Consider the following 19769-nt stretch of genomic DNA (forward strand, 5'->3'; position numbering starts at 1 on the left):
AAGAATTTTCTATGTTTTTCTGATAGCAGTCTTGATTATGTCCTTCGATGGGGTGTTGGCAGATAATGCAATTAATTTGATTGTAAATGGAGAATATATTGAATCTGATGAAAAGCCAAGAATAGAAAAAGGTATTATTATCATACAGGCAAAACCGGTTTTGGAAGCCTTAGGCTATAAGTATAAAAATACAGATTCTAAAAAGCTTAGCATCGAAGCAGAGAATGCTTCCCTTGTGATAACAGCAGGATCAACAATAGTTGAGAAAACTAAAGATAAATTTTAATTCATGGGAGCATATGGGAAGGAATTACTTAATGGCTTATAAGCTTATAGAAGGCAAAGAAAATGAAAGTTTTAATGAAGCTTTTGAATGGCTGATCACAGCTAAAGAAAGTCCATGGGTAAAATACAGATGGGACTTATCGCTAAAAAGAGAAAAAGCAAATGAATTATAAGTTGATCAGGAGGATTTATGAATGAGATTCAAAAAAGCTTTGGTTAAGTTATTAGTCATTATTTTGGTATTGTCAAATTTAATGCCTACTACTGTGTTTTCCGATGTTGATGAAGATAGCTTTGCTCTAGATTATGTAACTATTGAAAGTATAAAAAGGCTGCTGCATATAAAAGAAGGTGTATTTTCCCAAGAAATAAAAGAGGAATTAGACAAGAATATTTCTATGCTTGAGGTTCATGGAGACAAGGCCAACGATACATTCAAAGCCGGCATCCGCATGTATATAGGTGAAAAGGGAGTATCTATTGTTAACAAGAGCATATTGGAGGACAGGGATGGTTTTAGAGAAATAAATGCTTCCAGCAAGATAGTAGCAAATATAAGCCCTTATGAAGATTTGGCAGTGCTCATAAGTAAACCTTATAGCGGCATGAAAGGTTTGCCGATCAGAGATTATAAAGATTTGCAGACTGATGAACCCCTTTATTCGATATCTTGGCAGTCACAGGAATGCCCCATAGCCAATCCCGGAAAATATACAGGAATTAAAATTATTGATGATATGGAATACATATGCATGAAAGGAGCTAAATACTTTGGCACTGTCGGTTCGGTTTTGGTAGATAAGAATGGTAAGGCATTAGGCTTATCTGCAAATATAGCTGAGGACGAATATACCTACTATATTCCTTTGTCAAAGCATGAGGGGCTGATAAATGATAAGAATGTTGAGTTTTTAATTGATCTGGGGATGGAAGTTGAAGATGTTTTTGATGATATTGATCTTGAATTTAGAAGCTCAAGCATGTATGACGGTAGTAAGCTAAAGATAGCATATAATGTTATTATCACTACCAAGAACTCAGAAGCCTATAGAAAGAAAATAGGCGATGATGCTTTTAAAAATAAACTGGCCGATTACTTTACCAATATGGTGAAAAGCAAAGCTAATCTATACGGTATAAAGGACTATGATTTTTATCTTAATTTAAGACATTATATATTAACTCAAGAAATAAGGAATGGGGAAATAGTTTCTAAGGAATGGACTGTGTCCAAAAATCGTGCAACTTATATCATAAATGAAATAGATAGCAAGTCCGAAACAGTAAAAGTTGATAATAATAGCATAGTAGTTGATAAATTGGGTAAGCTGAGCAAAATAACAACAATAACAGAAGCCTTATCACAGGCTGCTCCAGGCAGCAAAATAGTGATTGAGCCTGGAATATATAATGAGAGCCTGTTAATCAATAAAAGTGATATAGAATTGTACGGAAAAGCTGGAGCGATAATAGAAGGAGAAGGCAAGAATACTTTAACTATAGATTCTGAAAATGTAAAAATATCAAATATAGAATTCAAGAATAAAAGCAAGGACAATGAAGAAGTCCTTTACATAAAAAAAGGCAAGCCAAATATTTCTCGCTGTGTAATAAAAGGTAATGGAGGAGCTGGGATTAGGATTGTCGATGAATCAAATCCTGAAATAGTAGATAATATAATTAAAAGCTGTGTGGACGGCATAGTAGTAGCTGATAAATCAGGTGCAGTTATCAAATCAAATTTTGTAAGCCAAAACAAACAAAGCGGGATAAAAGTTAGCAGCAACGGCAAAACAATTATTAAATATAATTATATAAGCAAGAATGAGCAATATGGGATTATGGCAGATAATGCTAAGCAATTGGTGATTTTTAATAATAACATAGATAAAAATCAGATTTCCGGAATCACTGCTGATAAAGGGTGTGAACTTAGAATCAATAATAATAGGATACAGGATAATGGTAATGGCGTTGAAATATATGATTCTTCTAAAGCCGATATTATAGACAATATTGTAGGATTCAATCGTATGAATGGTATACATGTAGGGACAAGCAGTGTTTCGGATTTACTATCGAATTTTATAAGCAACAATAAAATGACAGGTATTTATATAAATGGCATAGCTAAAGTATTCGTTGAGAAGACTAGAGTGGTTAAGAACAAGTCCCAAGGGATAGTAGTGGAAGGCAGTTCTCATGCAGAAATACTCAATAGCACAATAGCCAATAATGGAAATTCAGGCATATTCTTTGATTTCAGATCTGAAGGAAGCATTGAAAACAATACTGTATATGGCAATAAACCAAGAGATATAGATTTAGAGAGCAGTGTTAATATAATGATGAAAGACAATAAAGTGCTGAACCGATAATAGATAGTAAAGGAGAGAGAAATAATGAGTCATTATAACAAACATGGATTAATTAAAGGCATATCTATAATTATAGCAATTGTACTAGTTCTGGGCTTTTGCGGTGCAGAAAAAATTTATGCTGGTAGTGAAACAAATAGTGAAATGATTAATGAGGATACTCTGGAAAAATTGCTGGAGGAGGCTGATGAGCTTTTAGTTAAACCTGACAAAGCTGCTGCTATGGAAAAGTTTAAGCAAATAGTGGATAGTTGCGATACGGTATTGCAAAGCAATCCTGATGAGACATTGCTGTGGCTTGCAAATTATTATAAAGGTATAGCATTAAATGAGCTGGGGCAAAATGGGGAAGCAGAAGCATGCTTGAAAATTGCAGAAAATATCGCCAAAGACTTGATAGACAAAAGGAAATCTGTAAACAAAAAAAAGCAGGCAAAAGTATACTATTATCTGGGCAGAATCCAAATGCAGAAAAATGATAAAGTTAAGGCAATAGAGTATGTAAAAAAAGCATTTGAAATAGGGCAAAGTAATGAGTATTCTTATAGGCTGCATATGGATCCTGCTTTCTCCCCTATAAGGAATACGGATGAATATTATGATTTAGTAGACATGCTATTAATGATTGATGAAAGCATATCCATTACTACAGGCATTAAAGTCAAAGACGGCACTCCTATGGTTGAGTGCAGGGATATAGCAGAGCCTTTAGGTGCTCAATGGATATGGGATGAAGCAGTAAAAACAATTACAATAAAGAAATTTGATAAAACAATAGTCATGAATATAGAAAGCAAAAAAGCAAAGGTCAATGGCATAGAAGTTTCTCTCAAGGTGGCTCCATTTTTATATGAAAAGACACATAAGAATTCAGATAATAAAAGTTTTAAAATTTATGTGCCTATTGAATTTATTGCAAAGGAATTAGGGCAAATGGTGAGCAGGAAAGATGTCAAAGTGGATGAAAGGTATATGGCTCCTGCTATTGTTGTGAGGGAAGATTACAGCAGAGTGAAATATACGGAGGAGCAGAAAAAATGGGCTGTTGCACCGGCTGTCAATATCTATAAATACAATTGGGGTATTTATAATGTTATGGGTGGGCATGACAGGTTTTGTGGGTACGTATCATCTTCAAAATCAACTTTAAAGAAAAGCTGGGGTATTGAAAATAGAGAGGATTTTTTCCGTATTCTTGAATGGTTGAAAAAAGAAGGTCATACAAGGTCTTATAGACAAATGGAGCAACAGCTGTCAGGTGAAAATCTTAAGCTATTGCAGGTGGCGATTGATAAAGGAGAAGAAGTTCCCTTTATATTCAAGCTTTATGTAAAAAACAAAGATAAGCTTAAGGATAAGGGCTTAATTGCCTGGGATTATTGCCGCATTGTACAGATTACCGGCTGGAGTTACGTTGCAGGGTATATTACTATAGAAGAAGCTTATGACATATGTATGGACGCATGCAGGGTCATACAAAAGACTTATTCCTCCTGGGAAGACATGGCAGAGCATTATATTATAGGTTATGAATTTTGGTCTGAAGAGGATAGAAATGATGAATCTACCCAAGCATATCGCCGCAATAAGCTCAACCAAGAATTATTAAAATCTAAATACAGCCCTTTTAATACTTTACCCTGGGACTTGAATCTTGATAAGATAGAATAGTTTTCTAAATAGCAAAAGCATTAGGGACGGTGGGATGTAATTTCATGCGTATATATGCATAAGCATTGATAAATTAATATCAATGAGGTAATATAAAAGTGTAACGTATGATTATTGAAGGAGGCTTAAAAATGAAAGGTTACGCAATGTTAGGAATTGGCAAGACTGGTTGGATTGAAAAGTCATATCCTAAATATGGCCCATTAGACGCAATAGTCAAGCCTATAGCTGTTTCTCCATGCACTTCAGATGTGCATACTGTTTGGGAGGGAGCCATCGGTGAGCGAAAAGACATGATTCTTGGGCACGAAGCCGTTGGTGAAGTAGTAGAAGTTGGTGAGCTTGTTAGAGACTTTAAGCCAGGGGACAAAGTAATCGTTCCGGCTATTACTCCTGATTGGAATTCTCTTCAGTCTCAAGCCGGTTATTCCATGCATTCCGGCGGCATGTTGGCAGGTTGGAAATTTTCAAATTTCAAGGATGGAGTTTTCGGTGAATTTTTCCACGTCAATGATGCAGATGGGAACCTGGCCATTTTGCCTGAAGGTGTGGATGCGGCAGCAGCAGTTATGCTGAGCGATATGGTTCCTACAGGTTTTCATGGAGTTGAGCTGGCTGATATCCAATTCGGTGATGATGTTTGTGTTATAGGTATAGGGCCTGTTGGATTGATGGCCGTTGCAGGGGCTGCCCTCCGTGGTGCATCTAATCTATATGCGGTAGGTTCACGCCCAAATTGTGTAAAGATTGCCAGAGAATATGGTGCAACTGATATTATCAACTATCGCGAAGGCGACATTGTAGAGCAAATCATGGAAAAAACCCACGGCAAAGGTGTTGATCGCGTGGTTATTGCAGGCGGAGATGTGGATACCTTTATTCAAGCCACTAAAATGGTAAAACCAGGCGGAAGAATTGGAAATGTAAATTACCTGGGTTCCGGTGATTATGTAAAAATTCCAAGGGCTGAATGGGGATGCGGTATGGGCCACAAGGTGATTGCCGGAGGATTAATGCCGGGCGGCAGACTCCGCATGGAAAAGCTTGTTACTTTGATGCAAACCGGCAGATTGGATACAAGCAAGCTTCTCACCCATAAATTTAAAGGCTTTGAAAAAATGGAAGAGGCATTAATGCTTATGAAAGACAAGCCAAAGGATTTGATTAAGCCTATTGTTATAATATAGGCCAGATCCATTAAGAAAAAAGACTTATCCCGAATGGAATAAGCCTTTTTTAAATTCATCAGTCGTTTTGTACCTGCTCGATCTTGGCCTTGGTTTCTTCAATTTCTGTATATTTGGCACTTATGCTGTCACAGAGGGCGACGACTTGTTCGCTGGGTGAGCCTTGACCGTTGATGTAAGCATTATAGACAACTTCCCCAATTTCCCCCTTGAGCTTTTTGATATCTCCTTCAAGCTGAGAAATATGCATCTTTAGCTTGCCTATTTCCATCAAGTCCTGAGATTTATTGCCTACTACTTTAGCTGTGTTCAAGGCTTTGTCTCCTAAATTCTTAAGAAAGCTCATATATTTCAACTCCTTATATTGGGATTTATCATAATATTCGCCAAAGTCAGGTATTTTCCTGCTATACTTATCTATTCCACTTCGATTTTATATTCCGTCCAATTGTTGTTTTCATCGGTTTCCGATACGCCGTAATTGCTGTCCACTTCGTAGATTATGGAATGTACGCCGGGGGAGAACTTACCTATGCTTATATTCCAAAAACGGCAGATTTGTCCTGACTTTATAGGGCCTTTGTATGTGAAAAATATTTGCTTGCCGTCTACCCAAAGGGATAGTCTTAGAGGCTTATCCGTTGATTGCCCATAATTGGTGGCTGCAAAGGCGATGTAAAGATGATCTGAGGATTTGAAATATGCATCGGTAACTATGTCGCTATATGAATCGTATATTTTGTTTTTATATATGCCCCCGCATATTTTTGTGCCTCCGAAGCGGTATACAGACAGATCAGGCTTTGGCAGCGCATTAAAGAAATCCTGGGAAAAAAATTCATAGGTAAGAGGCGCATTTTTTTTCAGCGCAGCTTTTGTATCCTCATCGAATAAGTACATTGAATAACACTCAGCAAAGTATTCGTTGCAGTGGTCTATGAAATATTGGTTGTTCTCGAATAATATAGGGGCTTCAGCCTTCCACAGCTTCTTAAAGTCATAGCCGTCACTGATCCTTGTGCTTTCTATGGCATTGATCCTGTGAGCTACCTCATGCAGCTCCAGGCATACGCTGCTGTGGCTTTTGTCCCTGCCGCCGCAGGATTCTATCCTCACTACTATGGGATTGCCTCCTATGCCGGGCACATCATCCCAGGTGCAGCCCGTATCCTCCCATCCTCTTGGAGTTTTCCCCTTAAGATATTCATATTCGGGCTCATCGGTAAGACGGCCGTTTATAAGCTTCATTTTTTCATTCTTTGCTATGAGCCTGTCTATGAGCTTGGGGGGAAAGACCGATATTCTATCTATAATGGAATTGGCTTTTTCCACATCATATTCTTCATTGGGAAGGTTGACAAAGATCCTGTTCAAGGATATAAATTCGGACCTGTATTCGGGCGGGCTTAGGGGAGCATCGAATAAGCCTAAAGGGGCCATACACTGTATAGCGATCAGCAGCATATATGAGAGAAAGGTTTTTTTGCTTTTCATAACATGCCACCTCCTTACCACTCCACTTGAATAATGCGGCTTTATAGAGGTTGTTAAAAAATTGTCGTATATTATTATTATATCATCAAAGGGTGTATAATGAAACATAAATGATACAGATAATAATATTGCTACAGGGGAAAATAATACATATGCTATAATATAATACATATGCTATAATAAAATAAAAAAATATTTTTCTTCCAAGGAGGGGTTAGCTTGATTGAAAGAGACATTATAAAGGATATTTTAGGAAAAGCCTTATCTACCGGGGGAGATTTCGCAGAGGTATTCATAGAAGATACTGAGAGAAGCTCTTTAGGCTTGGTGAACGGTAAGATTGAGACCGCTGTTTCAGGCAGGGATTTCGGGATAGGTATAAGGATATTCAAAGGCTTGAGAAGCATATATGCCTATACCAACGATACTTCCAAAGAATCGCTTTTGAGGACTGCCCATAATGCAGCATTGGCCCTGGGGGATATAAAAGAGGACATGGCAGTGGAATTGATAGAGAGGGTTAATGCCAATATTCACCCCGTAGCTTATGTACCAAAGGGAATAGATATCGCCAGGAAGGTTTCAAAGCTCAAGGAAGCCTATAAGGCGGCTAAGGATTACAGCCAGGAGATAGCCCAGGTCATGTCAAACTATGTGGATGTGGATCAGAGAGTCGTTATAGCCAATAGCGAAGGCCTATATACCACGGATAGAAGGATAAGATCCAGGTTCGCTGTTCAAGCCATTGCCAGCGACGGCAAAGAGAACCAGACAGGCTACGAAGCCCCCGGCAGGAGCATGGGCTTTGAATTGTTCGATATGATCGATCCTGCAGAGTGCGGCAGAGAAGCTTCAAGGATTGCGGTAACAATGCTCCATGCGCCTTTGTGCCCGTCGGGAAAGATGATAGTTTCCATAGATAACGGCTTTGGAGGAGTCATATTCCACGAAGCCTGCGGACATTCTCTGGAAGCTACGTCAGTGGCAAAGGGCAATTCAGAATTTGCAGGAAAGCTGGGACAGAAGATCGCATCGGATAAGGTCACTGCAATAGATGACGGGACTCTGCCCAATGCATGGGGTTCCATAAACATAGATGATGAAGGGAATCCTTCCAGAAAAAATATACTTATAGAAAACGGGATATTGAAGGGTTATATGATAGATAAGCTGAACGGAAGAAGAATGGGGACGGAAGCCACGGGAAGCTCCAGAAGGCAGTCCTATAAATTCGCTCCTACTTCCAGGATGACAAATACCTACATAGCACCGGGCAATGATGAGAATGACAATATAATCAAGTCTATGGACTACGGGCTCTATGCAAAAAAAATGGGAGGCGGCTCCGTCAATCCGGTGACAGGAGAATTCAACTTTGCGGTATTGGAAGGGTATATGGTCAAGAACGGCAAGATAGATACGCCGGTGAGAGGCGCTACTTTGATAGGAAAAGGCTCAGAGATACTCACCAGGATAGACATGGTGGGTAAGGAGCTGGATTTGGCAGCAGGCATGTGCGGCTCAGTGAGCGGAAGTGTACCCACAAATGTAGGCCAGCCGCTGATCCGAGTATCGGAAATCACAGTAGGCGGCAGAGAGTAGGAGGTGTATGGTTATGATTATTAAGGACTTTGCCGATAAGCTTTTTTCCAGGGCAAAGGAGGAAGGCTTCACAGAGTATGAGATATATTATGTGGATGGGGACAGCTTCAAGGTGACCATTTACAAAGGAGAAATAGACCAGTACAGCTTAAATTCCCATAGAGGCTTGAGCTTCAGGGGCTTGTACAACGGAAAGATGGGCTATTCCTATACAGAGGTTTTGGACGATTATGCCGTAGAAATGCTGATAAAGGATGCCAGGGAAAATGCTCTCGCCATCGAAGATGAAGAGGTAGATATAATATATGGCGGTCAAGACAGCTATGCAAAAATATCAGGCTTCAATGAAGAATTATCCCGGATGAAGGCTGATGAAAAGATAAAGCTTGCGCTGCAGCTTGAAAAGGATACATTGGCCCAGAGCGAAAAGGTAAAGAACATAGAGGACTGCATGGTGGTCACGGGCGCCGGAGAAAACAGGATAATAAACTCCAAGGGATTAGATCTGCAGTATAAGTCAAATACCATATATGCTATAGTGGCGCCTGTCGTGGAGGAAGGGGGCAAGGTCAACACAGCTTTTGCCTTCAGGGCCTCAGATGACTCCGGCGAAATAGATACCATGGCTTTGGCAAAGGAAGCTGTGGGAGATGCATTGGCTAATATGGGAGCGGAAAGCATACCTACAGGTAAATATAAAGTTATAATAAGAAATGATGTCATGGCAGATATACTGGATACTTTTTCAGGCATATTTTCTGCTTATAATGTGCAGAAAGGCATGTCATTGCTGAAGGGAAAAGTCGGAGCTGACATCGCTTCAAAAGCTGTCACCATAATTGATGATCCGCTTATGGAAAAGGGCCTGGCTTCTGCACCCTTTGATGCGGAAGGTGTTGCATGCCATACAAAGACAGTGGTAGAGGAAGGAAAGTTAAAAACTTTGCTGTATAATTTAAAAACTGCCTTAAAAGACGGAGTAAAATCAACAGGAAATGCTTCAAAGGGTTCCTATTCTTCGCCTGTAGGAGTATCACCCAGCAACTTTTATATCAAACCCGGTCAAAAAGGCATGGAAGAATTGATAAAGGCTTTGGGGGACGGCATATTGATCACTGAAGTTCAGGGCTTGCACTCAGGTGCCAACGGAGTATCGGGAGATTTCTCTCTTGCCGCAAAAGGCTTTGAGATAAAAAACGGCAAAAAAATTAAGCCGGTTGAACAAATAACAGTAGCAGGAAACTTTTACACCCTTCTTAGAGATGTGATCGAAGCAGGAGGAGATTTAAAATTCGGGATGCCTTCAGGAGGATGTTTCGGCAGCCCCAGCTTGATAATCAGAGAATTGGCTGTATCCGGAAAATAATAAACCAAATCTATCCGTTGACACGAAGAGCTATTGATTATATAATTTAATCTGTATCACTGATTGTTTACAGCTTGGCCGTGCTAGATGGGGAGTTTGCGGTGCCCTGTAACCTGCAATCCGCAGCAGCAGGATTGAATTCCTTTGCTTAGGCCGGCGTCTGTAAGGTCTGACCTTGATAAGTGGTTATGATGATTGGGTCCTGCGCAACAGAAATTTATGAACTCCGTCAGGTCCGGAAGGAAGCAGCGGTAAGTAAACCCTTCTGTGTGCCGCGGGGATGCCTGATTGGAGCTAACTGTCCGGGTAACGCTTGGAGATGACGAAGCCGAAGAAAGGTGCACGGCCATTTATATTTTAAAAAGAAAGTTCGTAATTTTACGGGCTTTTTTCTTTTTCTCAGCATATATAGTTTTCCAAACCGGGAAAAATGTTATAATATATATTAGTCATAAACATGAGGAGTTGATAATATGTACACCGCATTATACCGCAAATGGAGACCTAAAAAATTCGAGGATGTTTGCGGTCAGGAACAGATCACTACAATTTTAAAAAATCAAATCAAGGCTAATCAGCTTTCTCATGCCTATTTATTTTGCGGCACCAGGGGAACAGGCAAGACCAGCACGGCAAAGCTTCTTGCCAAGGCAGTGAATTGCTTTAACCTTATAGACGGCAATCCCTGTGACAGCTGCGAAAGCTGCACCAGCATAAACCAGGGCAATTCCATGGATGTTTTTGAAATAGACGCAGCATCAAATAGAAGGATTGAGGACGTAAGAGACCTGAGGGAAGCGGTAAAGTTTGCCCCTGCCTTGGGCAAGTACAAGGTATATATAATTGACGAGGTACATATGCTCACCAATGAAGCCTTCAATGCATTGCTGAAAACCTTGGAAGAGCCTCCGGCCTATGTAAAATTTATACTGGCGACAACAGAGCCTCACAAATTGCCTGCTACTATATTGTCCAGATGCCAGAGGTTTGATTTCAAGCGCCTCGTTCAGGATAATATTGTGAATAGATTGGAATATATATGTAAGGAAGAAAATATTAAAGCTGATGACGATGCTTTGAGGCTCATAGCGAGAAATTCCGACGGAGCCATGAGAGACGCCGTAAGCATTATGGACCAATGCGCCGTATTTGGCAAAATGAACATAACCCATGATGACGTTCTTAAGGTTTTGGGCATAGTAAATGATGAGTATCTTTTTAAAATGTCAGAGGCTATATTGGAGGAGAACAGCTCGAAGGCCATGCTTCTCATTCAGGAAATCTCCCGTGAAGGAAAGGATATGAACCAATTTGCCAGAGATCTCCTGAATCATTACAGGAACCTTCTCATGGCTAAGCTGGTAGAGCAAGCGGAGGATGTTATAGATTTATCCAAAGAGACTATCTCAATGCTGAGGGACCAGAGCAGCCGCTACGGAAGAGACAACATCATCAGGTGCATAAATATTTTATCGGAGCTGACATCAGAGATAAAATGGTCACCGCAGCCCAAAACGATTTTGGAAGTATCTATAATAAAAATGTGCAAGCTTCAGAAGGATATAAGCTCCGACGGCTTGTTGGCAAGGATAGAAAAGCTGGAGGAGGCCCTGGCAAGGGGAGAGATATCCATAACCGCCATACCGGAGGATAAAAAAGCAAAAAAGGAAGAGAAGAAAGAAGTAAAGAAAGTCCCGGAAAAGATAAAGAAGGCTGATCTTAAGCCATTATCTCCGGAAATAATGGAGAAGTGGGACGGCTTTATACAAGAGATCAAAAACAGAAAAAAGATGAAGCTGAGGACTTACCTGGCATTATGCAAGCCCGCCATAGTTGACGGTGAAAAGATCATGCTCTGCTTTACCAGACAGGATTCCTTTTCAAAGGAAGCTGTGGAGAGGATGGATACCAAAAAAGAGATCGAAGAGATTGCATGTGAATATTTCTCAAAGTCTATAAAAATAAAAGCCATATTTGAAGATGAAGCCGGGAAGATTGAAGACGAAGGCAAGGATGATGCAGGTGAAGACGATGTAGTAAAAAAAGCTATCGAGCTATTTGGCGAAGACCTCGTTGAAGTAGTGGAAGAAGAATAAGAACTTAGGGTTACGGAAACCACTGAAATACACGGAAATTTTCACGAAAGAACGCGGACGGGATGAGGTATTTTAATTTATCAAGATATTACAAAGGTTATTGTAAATTCATCAAAAAAATAATAAACTAATCATGTGCAAAGTATAATATCCTTTTCGTGAAATTTAGTGAGAGATTCAGTGACCTTCAGTGGTTAAATAAAAAGGAGGAAGGATAATAATGGCGAGAGGTGGATTCCCAGGCGGAATGGGGAACATGAACAATATAATGAAGCAGGCTCAGAAGATGCAGCAGGAAATGGTGAAGCTTCAGCAGGAAATAGAACAAAGGACCATAGAAGCCAGCGCAGGAGGCGGAGCTATCACCGTGGTTATAAACGGCAAGAAACAAGTGCAGTCCATAGCCATAAAGCCTGAAGTAGTAGATCCTGATGATGTTGAAATGCTTCAAGATTTGGTGATGGCCGCTGTCAACGAGGCTATCAGGCAGGCTGACGAAATGATGGCCCGAGAAATGAGCAAATTTACAGGTGGTATGAACCTGCCTGGAGGTTTATTCTAATGAACTATTACGCAGCTCCTATTGCAAAGCTTATTGAAGCTTTTACAAGATTGCCCGGCATAGGGAGCAAAACGGCCCAGCGACTGGCTTTTTATCTTCTTGATATGCCCCAGAAGGAAGCTGAGGAATTGGCTCATGCGATAATAAACGCAAAGAGAAGCGTGCGATATTGCGAGATATGCTCCAATATCACGGACAGTGATAAATGCAATATATGCTCCGATTCCAAAAGGGATGAAAGCATAATATGTGTGGTCGAAGATCCGAGGGATGTTGTGGCCATGGAAAAGACGAGGGAGTTTAAGGGCCTTTATCATGTGCTCCATGGAGCGATTTCTCCTATGGACGGTATAGGACCTGATGATATCCGTCTTAAGGAGCTGCTGGCAAGACTCAGGGACGGAAAGATAAAAGAAGTCATACTGGCGACCAATCCAAATATAGAAGGGGAAGCCACAGCTATGTATATTTCAAAATTGATAAAACCCTTAGGTGTGAAAACTACAAGGATCGCACATGGAGTGCCCGTCGGCGGTGATCTTGAATACGCCGATGAGGTCACCTTGATGAAAGCCCTTGAAGGCAGAAGAGAAATATAAAAAACCGCCTCCGTATATTTTTTCTATAATATGGGTATATTTATATAAAAATAGAAAAAATATGAGGAGGCATTTCATTTGTCCGCAAATTTAGAAGTCAAGCAGCTTTTACATATGATACCCGGTTTTGTGAAAAGCAAAGAGAACAGCAGCAATGAGGAATTTTTTATGGCCGTTGCTAAAGCTCGCCAGGAATGGTACGATGCGCAGAACTATTTTGAAAATGTGGTTGAATCGGACTTGATCGATCATGCAATTTATAAGATGGAAGCGGCGAAATCTAAATATATGTATATGATAAAACGTGCCAGGCAATGCGGCATAAAGATGGATATATAATATTATTTGCTTTTGCTGTGACTTTGTGTAATATTTTATTTACACTGAAATATATATTATTTAGCCAAGTTGCAGTAAAAGGAGGCGGTTTTTATGCCACAGGTGGATGTTTTTACTATATTGGCCGTATTTTTGGCCATAGGAGCTATTTATATTATTGGAATGCTTTTGGTGGTGCCAATAAAAATTGTAATCAAATTTATAATCAACGGTATAATCGGTGCAGTTGCTCTTTTCTTCCTCAATATATTTGGCGGATTTATCGGGATAACTATCGCTATAAATCCGGTAACTGCTCTTATAGCCGGCTTCCTGGGAATACCGGGAGTGCTGCTGCTATTGTTCCTGCAATATTTTCTATGAGATGCATATTTGCTTTGGAAACATACCGAACAGAGCTGTATCTTTGAAAAGGCTTCGCTTTTAGAAGTCTTTTATTTTTTTATATGATGGAGAATTAAAGAAGTGGGGGTTAGCTGCCATCCAAAAGAGGTGCTAAGAAAATCTGTGTTGATCGTATATGCATTATGAAAATGTAACAAGAATTATAACTGAGGACAGTAAAGAAAAACGGAAATAAACTTTAAAGAATGTGTTGAAATTTAAACGCAAATAATATATAATAAAAATAATTAAACATTAACGCAGAAATAAAATTTAAAAAATTTTAAACGTAAACCATTTGTTAGCATACAAGGATAAATATAAATGCTGACAAATGGTTATTATAAAAATAAAAGTGGAGGGAATAAAATGAAAAGAATTATTAGCACAGTACTCTTGTTAGTTATGATCCTTTCAGTAATTACAGGGTGTTCCGGTAATCCTAAAGAGGGTCAAGATCTGCCTGATAAGACACCGGCCTTGAAGGAGATCAAATTTGCATCACCTTCAGATGTATCCAGCTTGGATCCAAGAAATGCAACCGGTACAACTACAGCTGGGATTCTAGCACATGTTTTTAGCAGTCTTCTAAGAACAGATGCCAAGGGGGCCATTGTAAACGACTTGGCAGAATCTTATGAATTAGTTGATGCTACTACATGGAAATTTAAGCTTAAAGACGGAATTACTTTTCATGACGGTTCTAAGCTTACATCAGAGGACGTTGAATACACAATTTCCACCATTAAAGACAAAGATAAGAAATATAAACTAGCCTCTGATTTTTCATTTATGACAGTAAAGATAATTGATGAACTGAATTTCGAAATTATAACCGATGAGCCTTTCTTGGCCCTTCCTTTAAGATTGAACTATGTAAAAATTATACCTAAAGCTTATGTTGAAAAAGTGGGCGATGAAGAATTCGCAAAAGCACCTATAGGTTCAGGTCCATATAAATTTGTTGAACGAAAGAAAGATGAAAAGGTAGTAATGGAAGCCTATGACAACTATTTTGGAGGCAGACCTGCAATAGATAAAGCCACATATGTGGTAATACCGGAAGCGGCTTCCAGAATTGCTGCTCTTGAAGCAGGCGATGTTGATATAATCAGCAATGTGGAAACCAGTCAAGTTGAAAGACTAAAAGCAGAAGAAAACCTTGATGTAATAGGAAATCCGACTACCCGTGTTATTTTCATGGGTATCAACTCAATAGCTAAAGGTCCAATGCAGGACGTAAGAGTAAGACAGGCGCTCAACTATGCTGTTGACAAGCAGGCAATAATCAAGGGGGTTCTGGATGGTTATGCAACCCCTATTGCAACTATTTCCACTCCTGAATATGAAGGTTATGATTCATCAATTGCTCCATACGAATATAACCCGGAAAAAGCAAAACAACTGTTAGCCGAAGCAGGTTATGCCAATGGTTTTGAAATAGATATAGCTGTTACTCCCGGATATCTTAACGGTGCTGATGTTGTACAAGCTATTTCAGCACAACTTGCTGAAGTTGGAATTAAGTGTAATGTAAAAGAAACAGACAGTGCCTCTCAACGTGAGAAAATTGTTGCCGGTACAGTTGAACAGCTATATATGAATGGTATAGGAGGTCCTTATAGCAATATTGATTTGGTAGCAAAAATAGCATTCGGTACAGGAGAAAGATTCTCAACTTATAGTAATCCTAATTTCGATTCATTGAGGCTTAAAGCAGCTGCAACAGTTGATGAGAAGGAATCAGATGAGCTTTTGTCGCAGCTTCAGCAGCTGGCTAAAGATGAAGCTCCTGCTATATTCTTGTATCAGCAATATGGTTTATATGGATATAACAGCAAAAAAGTTATTAACTGGTCTCCAAGGGTAGATGAAATGATATTAATTACTGAAGCAGATGTACATTAGTTAATACTAAATATTGTAATTCTCCCCCGAAAATTTAGTAATAGGGATGATGCATGAATTTTATTATACTTTCTATATGTCATCCCTATTCTAAATTACACCAAAAGAAAGGTGGACAAATATGGCAAAGTATTTAGCTAAAAGATTTTGTCAATCGCTAATTGCGGTATTAGGAATCACGCTTGTAGTTTTTTTGGTCTTAAATGTTGCCGGTGATCCTGTGGAATTGATGTTGCCACCTAGTGCCTCAAGGGCAGATATGGAGCTGCTGCGAGAGGAAATGGGTTTTAATGATCCGATTATGATACAGTATGGACGTTTTTTGAAAGGTGCAATTGCAGGGGATTTCGGCATGTCCTATAACTATAATGAACCTGCTATGAAAGTTGTTGTTGAACGGATTCCTGCTACTGTTACGCTTGCGGTTGCAGCTTTTGTGATAGCGATGGTATTAGGTATCCCGGCAGGGATTATATCTGCAATAAAACGCAATACAAAGACTGACATGATAATTCGTAGTATGGCTTTATTAGGTCAGTGCATACCTGCATTCTGGCTTGGAATTATGCTGATGATGATATTCTCCGTGAAGCTGAAATGGCTTCCTACTTCAGGATATGACTCTTTCAAATCTCTTTTAATGCCTGCTTTTACATTGGGAGTTTTTACTGCAGCAACTATTGCACGTTTGCTACGCTCCAATATGTTAGAGATCATGACTAAGGAGTATATAGATGTGGCAAAGGCTAAGGGATTAAGCGGATTTATGGTTGTAATGAAACATGCATTTAAAAATGCATTCAGTTCTATTTTGACGGTCCTTGGGCTTCAAATTGCATCCTTGATTGGTGGTGCTGTGATTGTTGAGACGGTATTTGGCTGGCCGGGAATTGGAAGATTAGTTGTCCAATCAATTACAAACAGTGACTTTATGGTAGTAGAAGCCATAGTGTTTATAATGGCTATATCTTTTACTTTAGTAAATTTTATTGTTGACATATTATATTGCATTATTAATCCACGTATAAAGATGCAGTAAGGAGGAGTATACCTATGTGGAAAAGCTTAAAGGGAAGCAAAACAGGTATTTTGGGTGCAGGTATTGTTTTACTGGTAATTTTTCTTGCCTTTACTGCAACAATAATAAGTCCCCACGATCCTGCGAAGCAGGACATCATAAATAAAATGATGAACCCTGTATGGTATGAGGATGGTAGCTGGCAGCATATTTTAGGAACTGATCAGCTGGGAAGAGACATATTATCGCGTTTAATCTATGGGAGCAGAGTAACACTTATGGTTGCGTTCTCAGGAACAATTTTCGCCGGAATAATTGGAATTACTATGGGATCTATAAGCGGATATTATGGAGGATGGATTGATGCTATTATAATGAGAATTGTGGATATACAGCTATCTTTCCCATTTATTTTACTGGCATTATTTATTGCTGCTGTGCTCGGACCGGGTCTGCAAAACATTATATTGATTGCTGCAATTAGTGGCTGGGTACGATATGCAAGGCTTGTCCGAGGCGAAATATTATCTATAAAAGAGATGGAATATATTGAAGCCATCAGATCTTTAGGAGGTTCAAACGCGAGGATTATTTTTCGCCATATTCTTCCTAATGTTATAAGCCCTGCTATTGTTATTGCAACTTTAGAGATGGCAAAGATTATACTTATGGAGGCTTCCCTTAGCTACCTTGGATTAGGTGTTCCTATTGAGATACCTACTTGGGGAAGAATGTTATCCGACAGTAGAGTACATCTTGTAACTTCTCCATGGATGGCTGTGCTACCCGGATTTGCTATAACATTAACCGTTTTAGGTGTAAATCTATTGGGTGACTGGTTGAGAGATTATCTTGATCCCAAGTTAGATTTCTAAAAAAGAATTGAGGAGATATCAATTATGATTAAACCTATACTTACGGTCGAGAACTTAACTGTAACTTTTGAAACCAAATACGGCAAAGCAGTAGCTGTTAATGATATCAGTTTCACACTAAAAAAAGGAGAAAAGCTAGGGCTGGTTGGTGAGTCAGGGTCTGGTAAAAGTGTGACTTCCAAGAGCATTTTGCGGTTATTGCAATCACCTCCGGCAAAAGTTGAGGGAAAGATAATTCTTGGGGATACTAATCTTCTTGATATAAGTGAGAAAGAAATGCGTTCATATCGCGGAAATAAAGTGACTATGATTTTTCAGGAGCCCATGGTCTCACTAAATCCTTTATTTACAATAGGAGATCAGCTCTCTGAGGTTATTAATCTTCATCAGAAGTGTTCTAAAAAACAGTGTCATCAAAGGGTAGTTGATATGCTAAGAACCGTTGGTATTCCATCACCGGAAACACGTTTTAAACAGTATCCCTTTGAGCTTTCAGGCGGTATGCGTCAGCGTGTAATGATTGCTATGGCACTGCTGTGCAATCCGGAGGTTCTTATTGCAGATGAACCTACTACAGCCTTGGATGTAACTATTCAAGCACAGATTATGGATTTGCTTAGGAAGCTTAATTCTGATTTTAATGTATCAATTATATTGATAACTCATGATCTTGGTGTTGTTGCAGAGATGGTTGATACTGTTGCGGTAATGTATGCGGGAAGCATAGTAGAAAAGGCATCGGTGAGAGAAATATTCTGTGATCCTAAGCACCCCTATACACAAGGGTTATTAAAATCAATTCCTACGATGAAAAATGTGGAGGGAGATTTGGAAACTATAGAGGGCAATGTTCCCAGCATATACAAACTACCAAGCGGTTGTGCCTTTAATAACAGATGCAAATATAAGAAATCTATCTGTACTCAAGAGATACCGCCTACGACGGTGAATGGAGAACGATGGATAAAGTGCTGGAAGTGTACCGATAGATGGGGATAGGAGGCAAGAAGTATGAATGCAGAAGTTACTTATAATGACCAGGTTTTAATGGAAGTACGCAATTTAAAAAAATGGTTTAGTGTTGGCAGCGGCTTATTTAATAGAGGAAAATCTTTCGTTAAAGCAGTTGATGATATAAACCTTACCATCAACTATGGAGAAACCCTGGGAATCGTGGGAGAGTCAGGATGCGGGAAATCCACTTTGGCCAGGACTATCATGAGGCTTATATCACCCACAGACGGAGAAGTCGTATTTGAAGGAAAAGATATAGCTAGAATGTCCCCCCGAGATCTTAGAAAAGCGAGAAGAGACATACAGATGGTTTTTCAGGATCCTTATGCCTCATTAAATCCAAGGATGAGAGTAAAGGATATTCTATGCGAACCATTTATCATTCATAGCATAGCAACAAAAGATGGAGCCATGAAAAAAGCAGAAGAACTCTTAGACATGGTTGGCCTTAGTAAAGAAAGCATGAATAAATTCCCCCATGAGTTTTCCGGAGGCCAGAGGCAGAGAATCTGCATCGCAAGAGCACTGGCGGTGAACCCTAAGCTTATTATCTGTGATGAATGTGTTTCGGCATTGGATGTATCTATTCAAGCCCAGATAATTAATTTATTGGTTAAGCTCCAAAAACAGCTGGGATTGACGTTAATTTTTATTTCCCATGATCTGAGAGTGGTTCAACACATATCAACAAAGGTTGCTGTTATGTATCTGGGGAAAATTATGGAAACAGCTCCCAAAACAGATATTTTTGATAACCCCATTCATCCTTATACCAAAGCATTGATCTCATCTGTTCCTTTGGCGGATCCTGATGCTAAAAAGAACAGAATAATATTAAAAGGTGACATTCCAAGCCCCATTAACGTACCACCAGGATGCAGCTTTTCTACAAGATGCAGCATGGCGGAAGAAAGATGCCGCATTGATAATCCAAAATTTAGACAAATAAAGGATGGACATTTCTGTCGCTGTATGCTGGTGTAGCAGTATA

General features: G+C 39.4%; 19 protein-coding genes and 1 other RNA gene. 18 read left to right on the forward strand and 2 right to left on the reverse strand.

Going from position 1 to position 19769, the window contains the following annotated elements; genetic code table 11:
* The 5 genes from LJD61_RS19665 to LJD61_RS19685 form a co-directional block, all read left to right on the forward strand.
* On the forward strand, window positions 1-286 hold a 286-nt coding region (locus tag LJD61_RS19665), incomplete at its 5' end, for a stalk domain-containing protein (RefSeq protein ID WP_333783167.1).
* A gap of 31 nt (window positions 287-317) precedes the next feature.
* On the forward strand, window positions 318-458 hold the full coding sequence (locus tag LJD61_RS19670; protein WP_255229302.1) for a hypothetical protein: 141 nt from the start codon (window positions 318-320) through the stop codon (window positions 456-458).
* Between the two features lie 21 nt (window positions 459-479).
* A complete protein-coding gene (locus tag LJD61_RS19675; protein WP_255229303.1) occupies window positions 480-2663 on the forward strand; it encodes a right-handed parallel beta-helix repeat-containing protein in 2184 nt (727 codons plus the stop codon).
* Window positions 2664-2687: 24 nt separating this feature from the next.
* Entirely contained in the window at window positions 2688-4334 is a 1647-nt protein-coding gene (locus LJD61_RS19680) for a DUF1266 domain-containing protein (RefSeq protein ID WP_255229304.1), read from the forward strand.
* A 131-nt stretch (window positions 4335-4465) separates the two neighbouring features.
* Window positions 4466-5521 (forward strand): NAD(P)-dependent alcohol dehydrogenase, encoded by a 1056-nt coding sequence (locus LJD61_RS19685; RefSeq protein ID WP_255229305.1) that lies wholly within the window; start codon window positions 4466-4468, stop codon window positions 5519-5521.
* Window positions 5522-5579: 58 nt separating this feature from the next.
* Here the strand turns inward: LJD61_RS19685 and LJD61_RS19690 are convergent, their stop codons facing one another.
* Window positions 5580-5867: a hypothetical protein gene (locus LJD61_RS19690; protein WP_255229306.1), complete on the reverse strand. Its 288-nt coding sequence runs from the start codon at window positions 5865-5867 to the stop codon at window positions 5580-5582.
* Between the two features lie 71 nt (window positions 5868-5938).
* Entirely contained in the window at window positions 5939-7015 is a 1077-nt protein-coding gene (locus tag LJD61_RS19695) for an anthrax toxin lethal factor-related metalloendopeptidase (protein ID WP_255229307.1), read from the reverse strand.
* 219 nt (window positions 7016-7234) lie between these two features.
* Between LJD61_RS19695 and LJD61_RS19700 the strand changes: the two genes are divergently transcribed.
* From LJD61_RS19700 to LJD61_RS19760, 13 genes are all read left to right on the forward strand, one after another.
* Complete coding sequence (locus LJD61_RS19700; RefSeq protein ID WP_255229308.1) at window positions 7235-8617, forward strand: TldD/PmbA family protein; 1383 nt, start codon at window positions 7235-7237, stop codon at window positions 8615-8617.
* A gap of 13 nt (window positions 8618-8630) precedes the next feature.
* Window positions 8631-9983, forward strand: a complete 1353-nt coding sequence (locus LJD61_RS19705; RefSeq protein WP_255229309.1) for a TldD/PmbA family protein — start codon at window positions 8631-8633, stop codon at window positions 9981-9983.
* A gap of 78 nt (window positions 9984-10061) precedes the next feature.
* Window positions 10062-10329: signal recognition particle sRNA large type (ffs, locus tag LJD61_RS19710), an RNA gene on the forward strand.
* A gap of 127 nt (window positions 10330-10456) precedes the next feature.
* Complete coding sequence (dnaX, locus tag LJD61_RS19715; RefSeq protein WP_255229310.1) at window positions 10457-12079, forward strand: DNA polymerase III subunit gamma/tau; 1623 nt, start codon at window positions 10457-10459, stop codon at window positions 12077-12079.
* A 220-nt stretch (window positions 12080-12299) separates the two neighbouring features.
* A complete protein-coding gene (locus LJD61_RS19720) occupies window positions 12300-12641 on the forward strand; it encodes a YbaB/EbfC family nucleoid-associated protein (protein WP_255229311.1) in 342 nt (113 codons plus the stop codon).
* A complete protein-coding gene (gene recR / locus LJD61_RS19725; RefSeq protein ID WP_255229312.1) occupies window positions 12641-13240 on the forward strand; it encodes a recombination mediator RecR in 600 nt (199 codons plus the stop codon). Before LJD61_RS19720 ends, recR begins: the two co-directional genes overlap by 1 nt.
* 78 nt (window positions 13241-13318) lie before the next feature.
* Complete coding sequence (locus LJD61_RS19730; protein WP_255229313.1) at window positions 13319-13579, forward strand: YaaL family protein; 261 nt, start codon at window positions 13319-13321, stop codon at window positions 13577-13579.
* Between the two features lie 93 nt (window positions 13580-13672).
* Entirely contained in the window at window positions 13673-13942 is a 270-nt protein-coding gene (locus tag LJD61_RS19735; RefSeq protein WP_255229315.1) for a pro-sigmaK processing inhibitor BofA family protein, read from the forward strand.
* 390 nt (window positions 13943-14332) lie between these two features.
* Complete coding sequence (locus LJD61_RS19740; protein WP_255229316.1) at window positions 14333-15871, forward strand: ABC transporter substrate-binding protein; 1539 nt, start codon at window positions 14333-14335, stop codon at window positions 15869-15871.
* Between the two features lie 121 nt (window positions 15872-15992).
* Window positions 15993-16910 carry an ABC transporter permease gene (locus tag LJD61_RS19745; RefSeq protein ID WP_255229317.1) on the forward strand — a complete coding sequence of 306 codons (918 nt, stop codon included), beginning with the start codon at window positions 15993-15995 and terminating at the stop codon, window positions 16908-16910.
* Window positions 16911-16924: 14 nt separating this feature from the next.
* Window positions 16925-17764, forward strand: coding sequence for an ABC transporter permease (locus LJD61_RS19750; protein ID WP_255229318.1), 840 nt, complete (start codon window positions 16925-16927; stop codon window positions 17762-17764).
* A 24-nt stretch (window positions 17765-17788) separates the two neighbouring features.
* Entirely contained in the window at window positions 17789-18763 is a 975-nt protein-coding gene (locus LJD61_RS19755; RefSeq protein WP_255229319.1) for an ABC transporter ATP-binding protein, read from the forward strand.
* 12 nt (window positions 18764-18775) lie between these two features.
* Window positions 18776-19762, forward strand: a complete 987-nt coding sequence (locus LJD61_RS19760; RefSeq protein ID WP_255229320.1) for an ABC transporter ATP-binding protein — start codon at window positions 18776-18778, stop codon at window positions 19760-19762.
* Window positions 19763-19769 lie beyond the last annotated feature (7 nt).

Origin of the sequence: Lutispora saccharofermentans, assembly GCF_024363565.1 — a bacterium.
GTDB classification, from domain to species: Bacteria; Bacillota; Clostridia; order Lutisporales; family Lutisporaceae; genus Lutispora; species Lutispora saccharofermentans.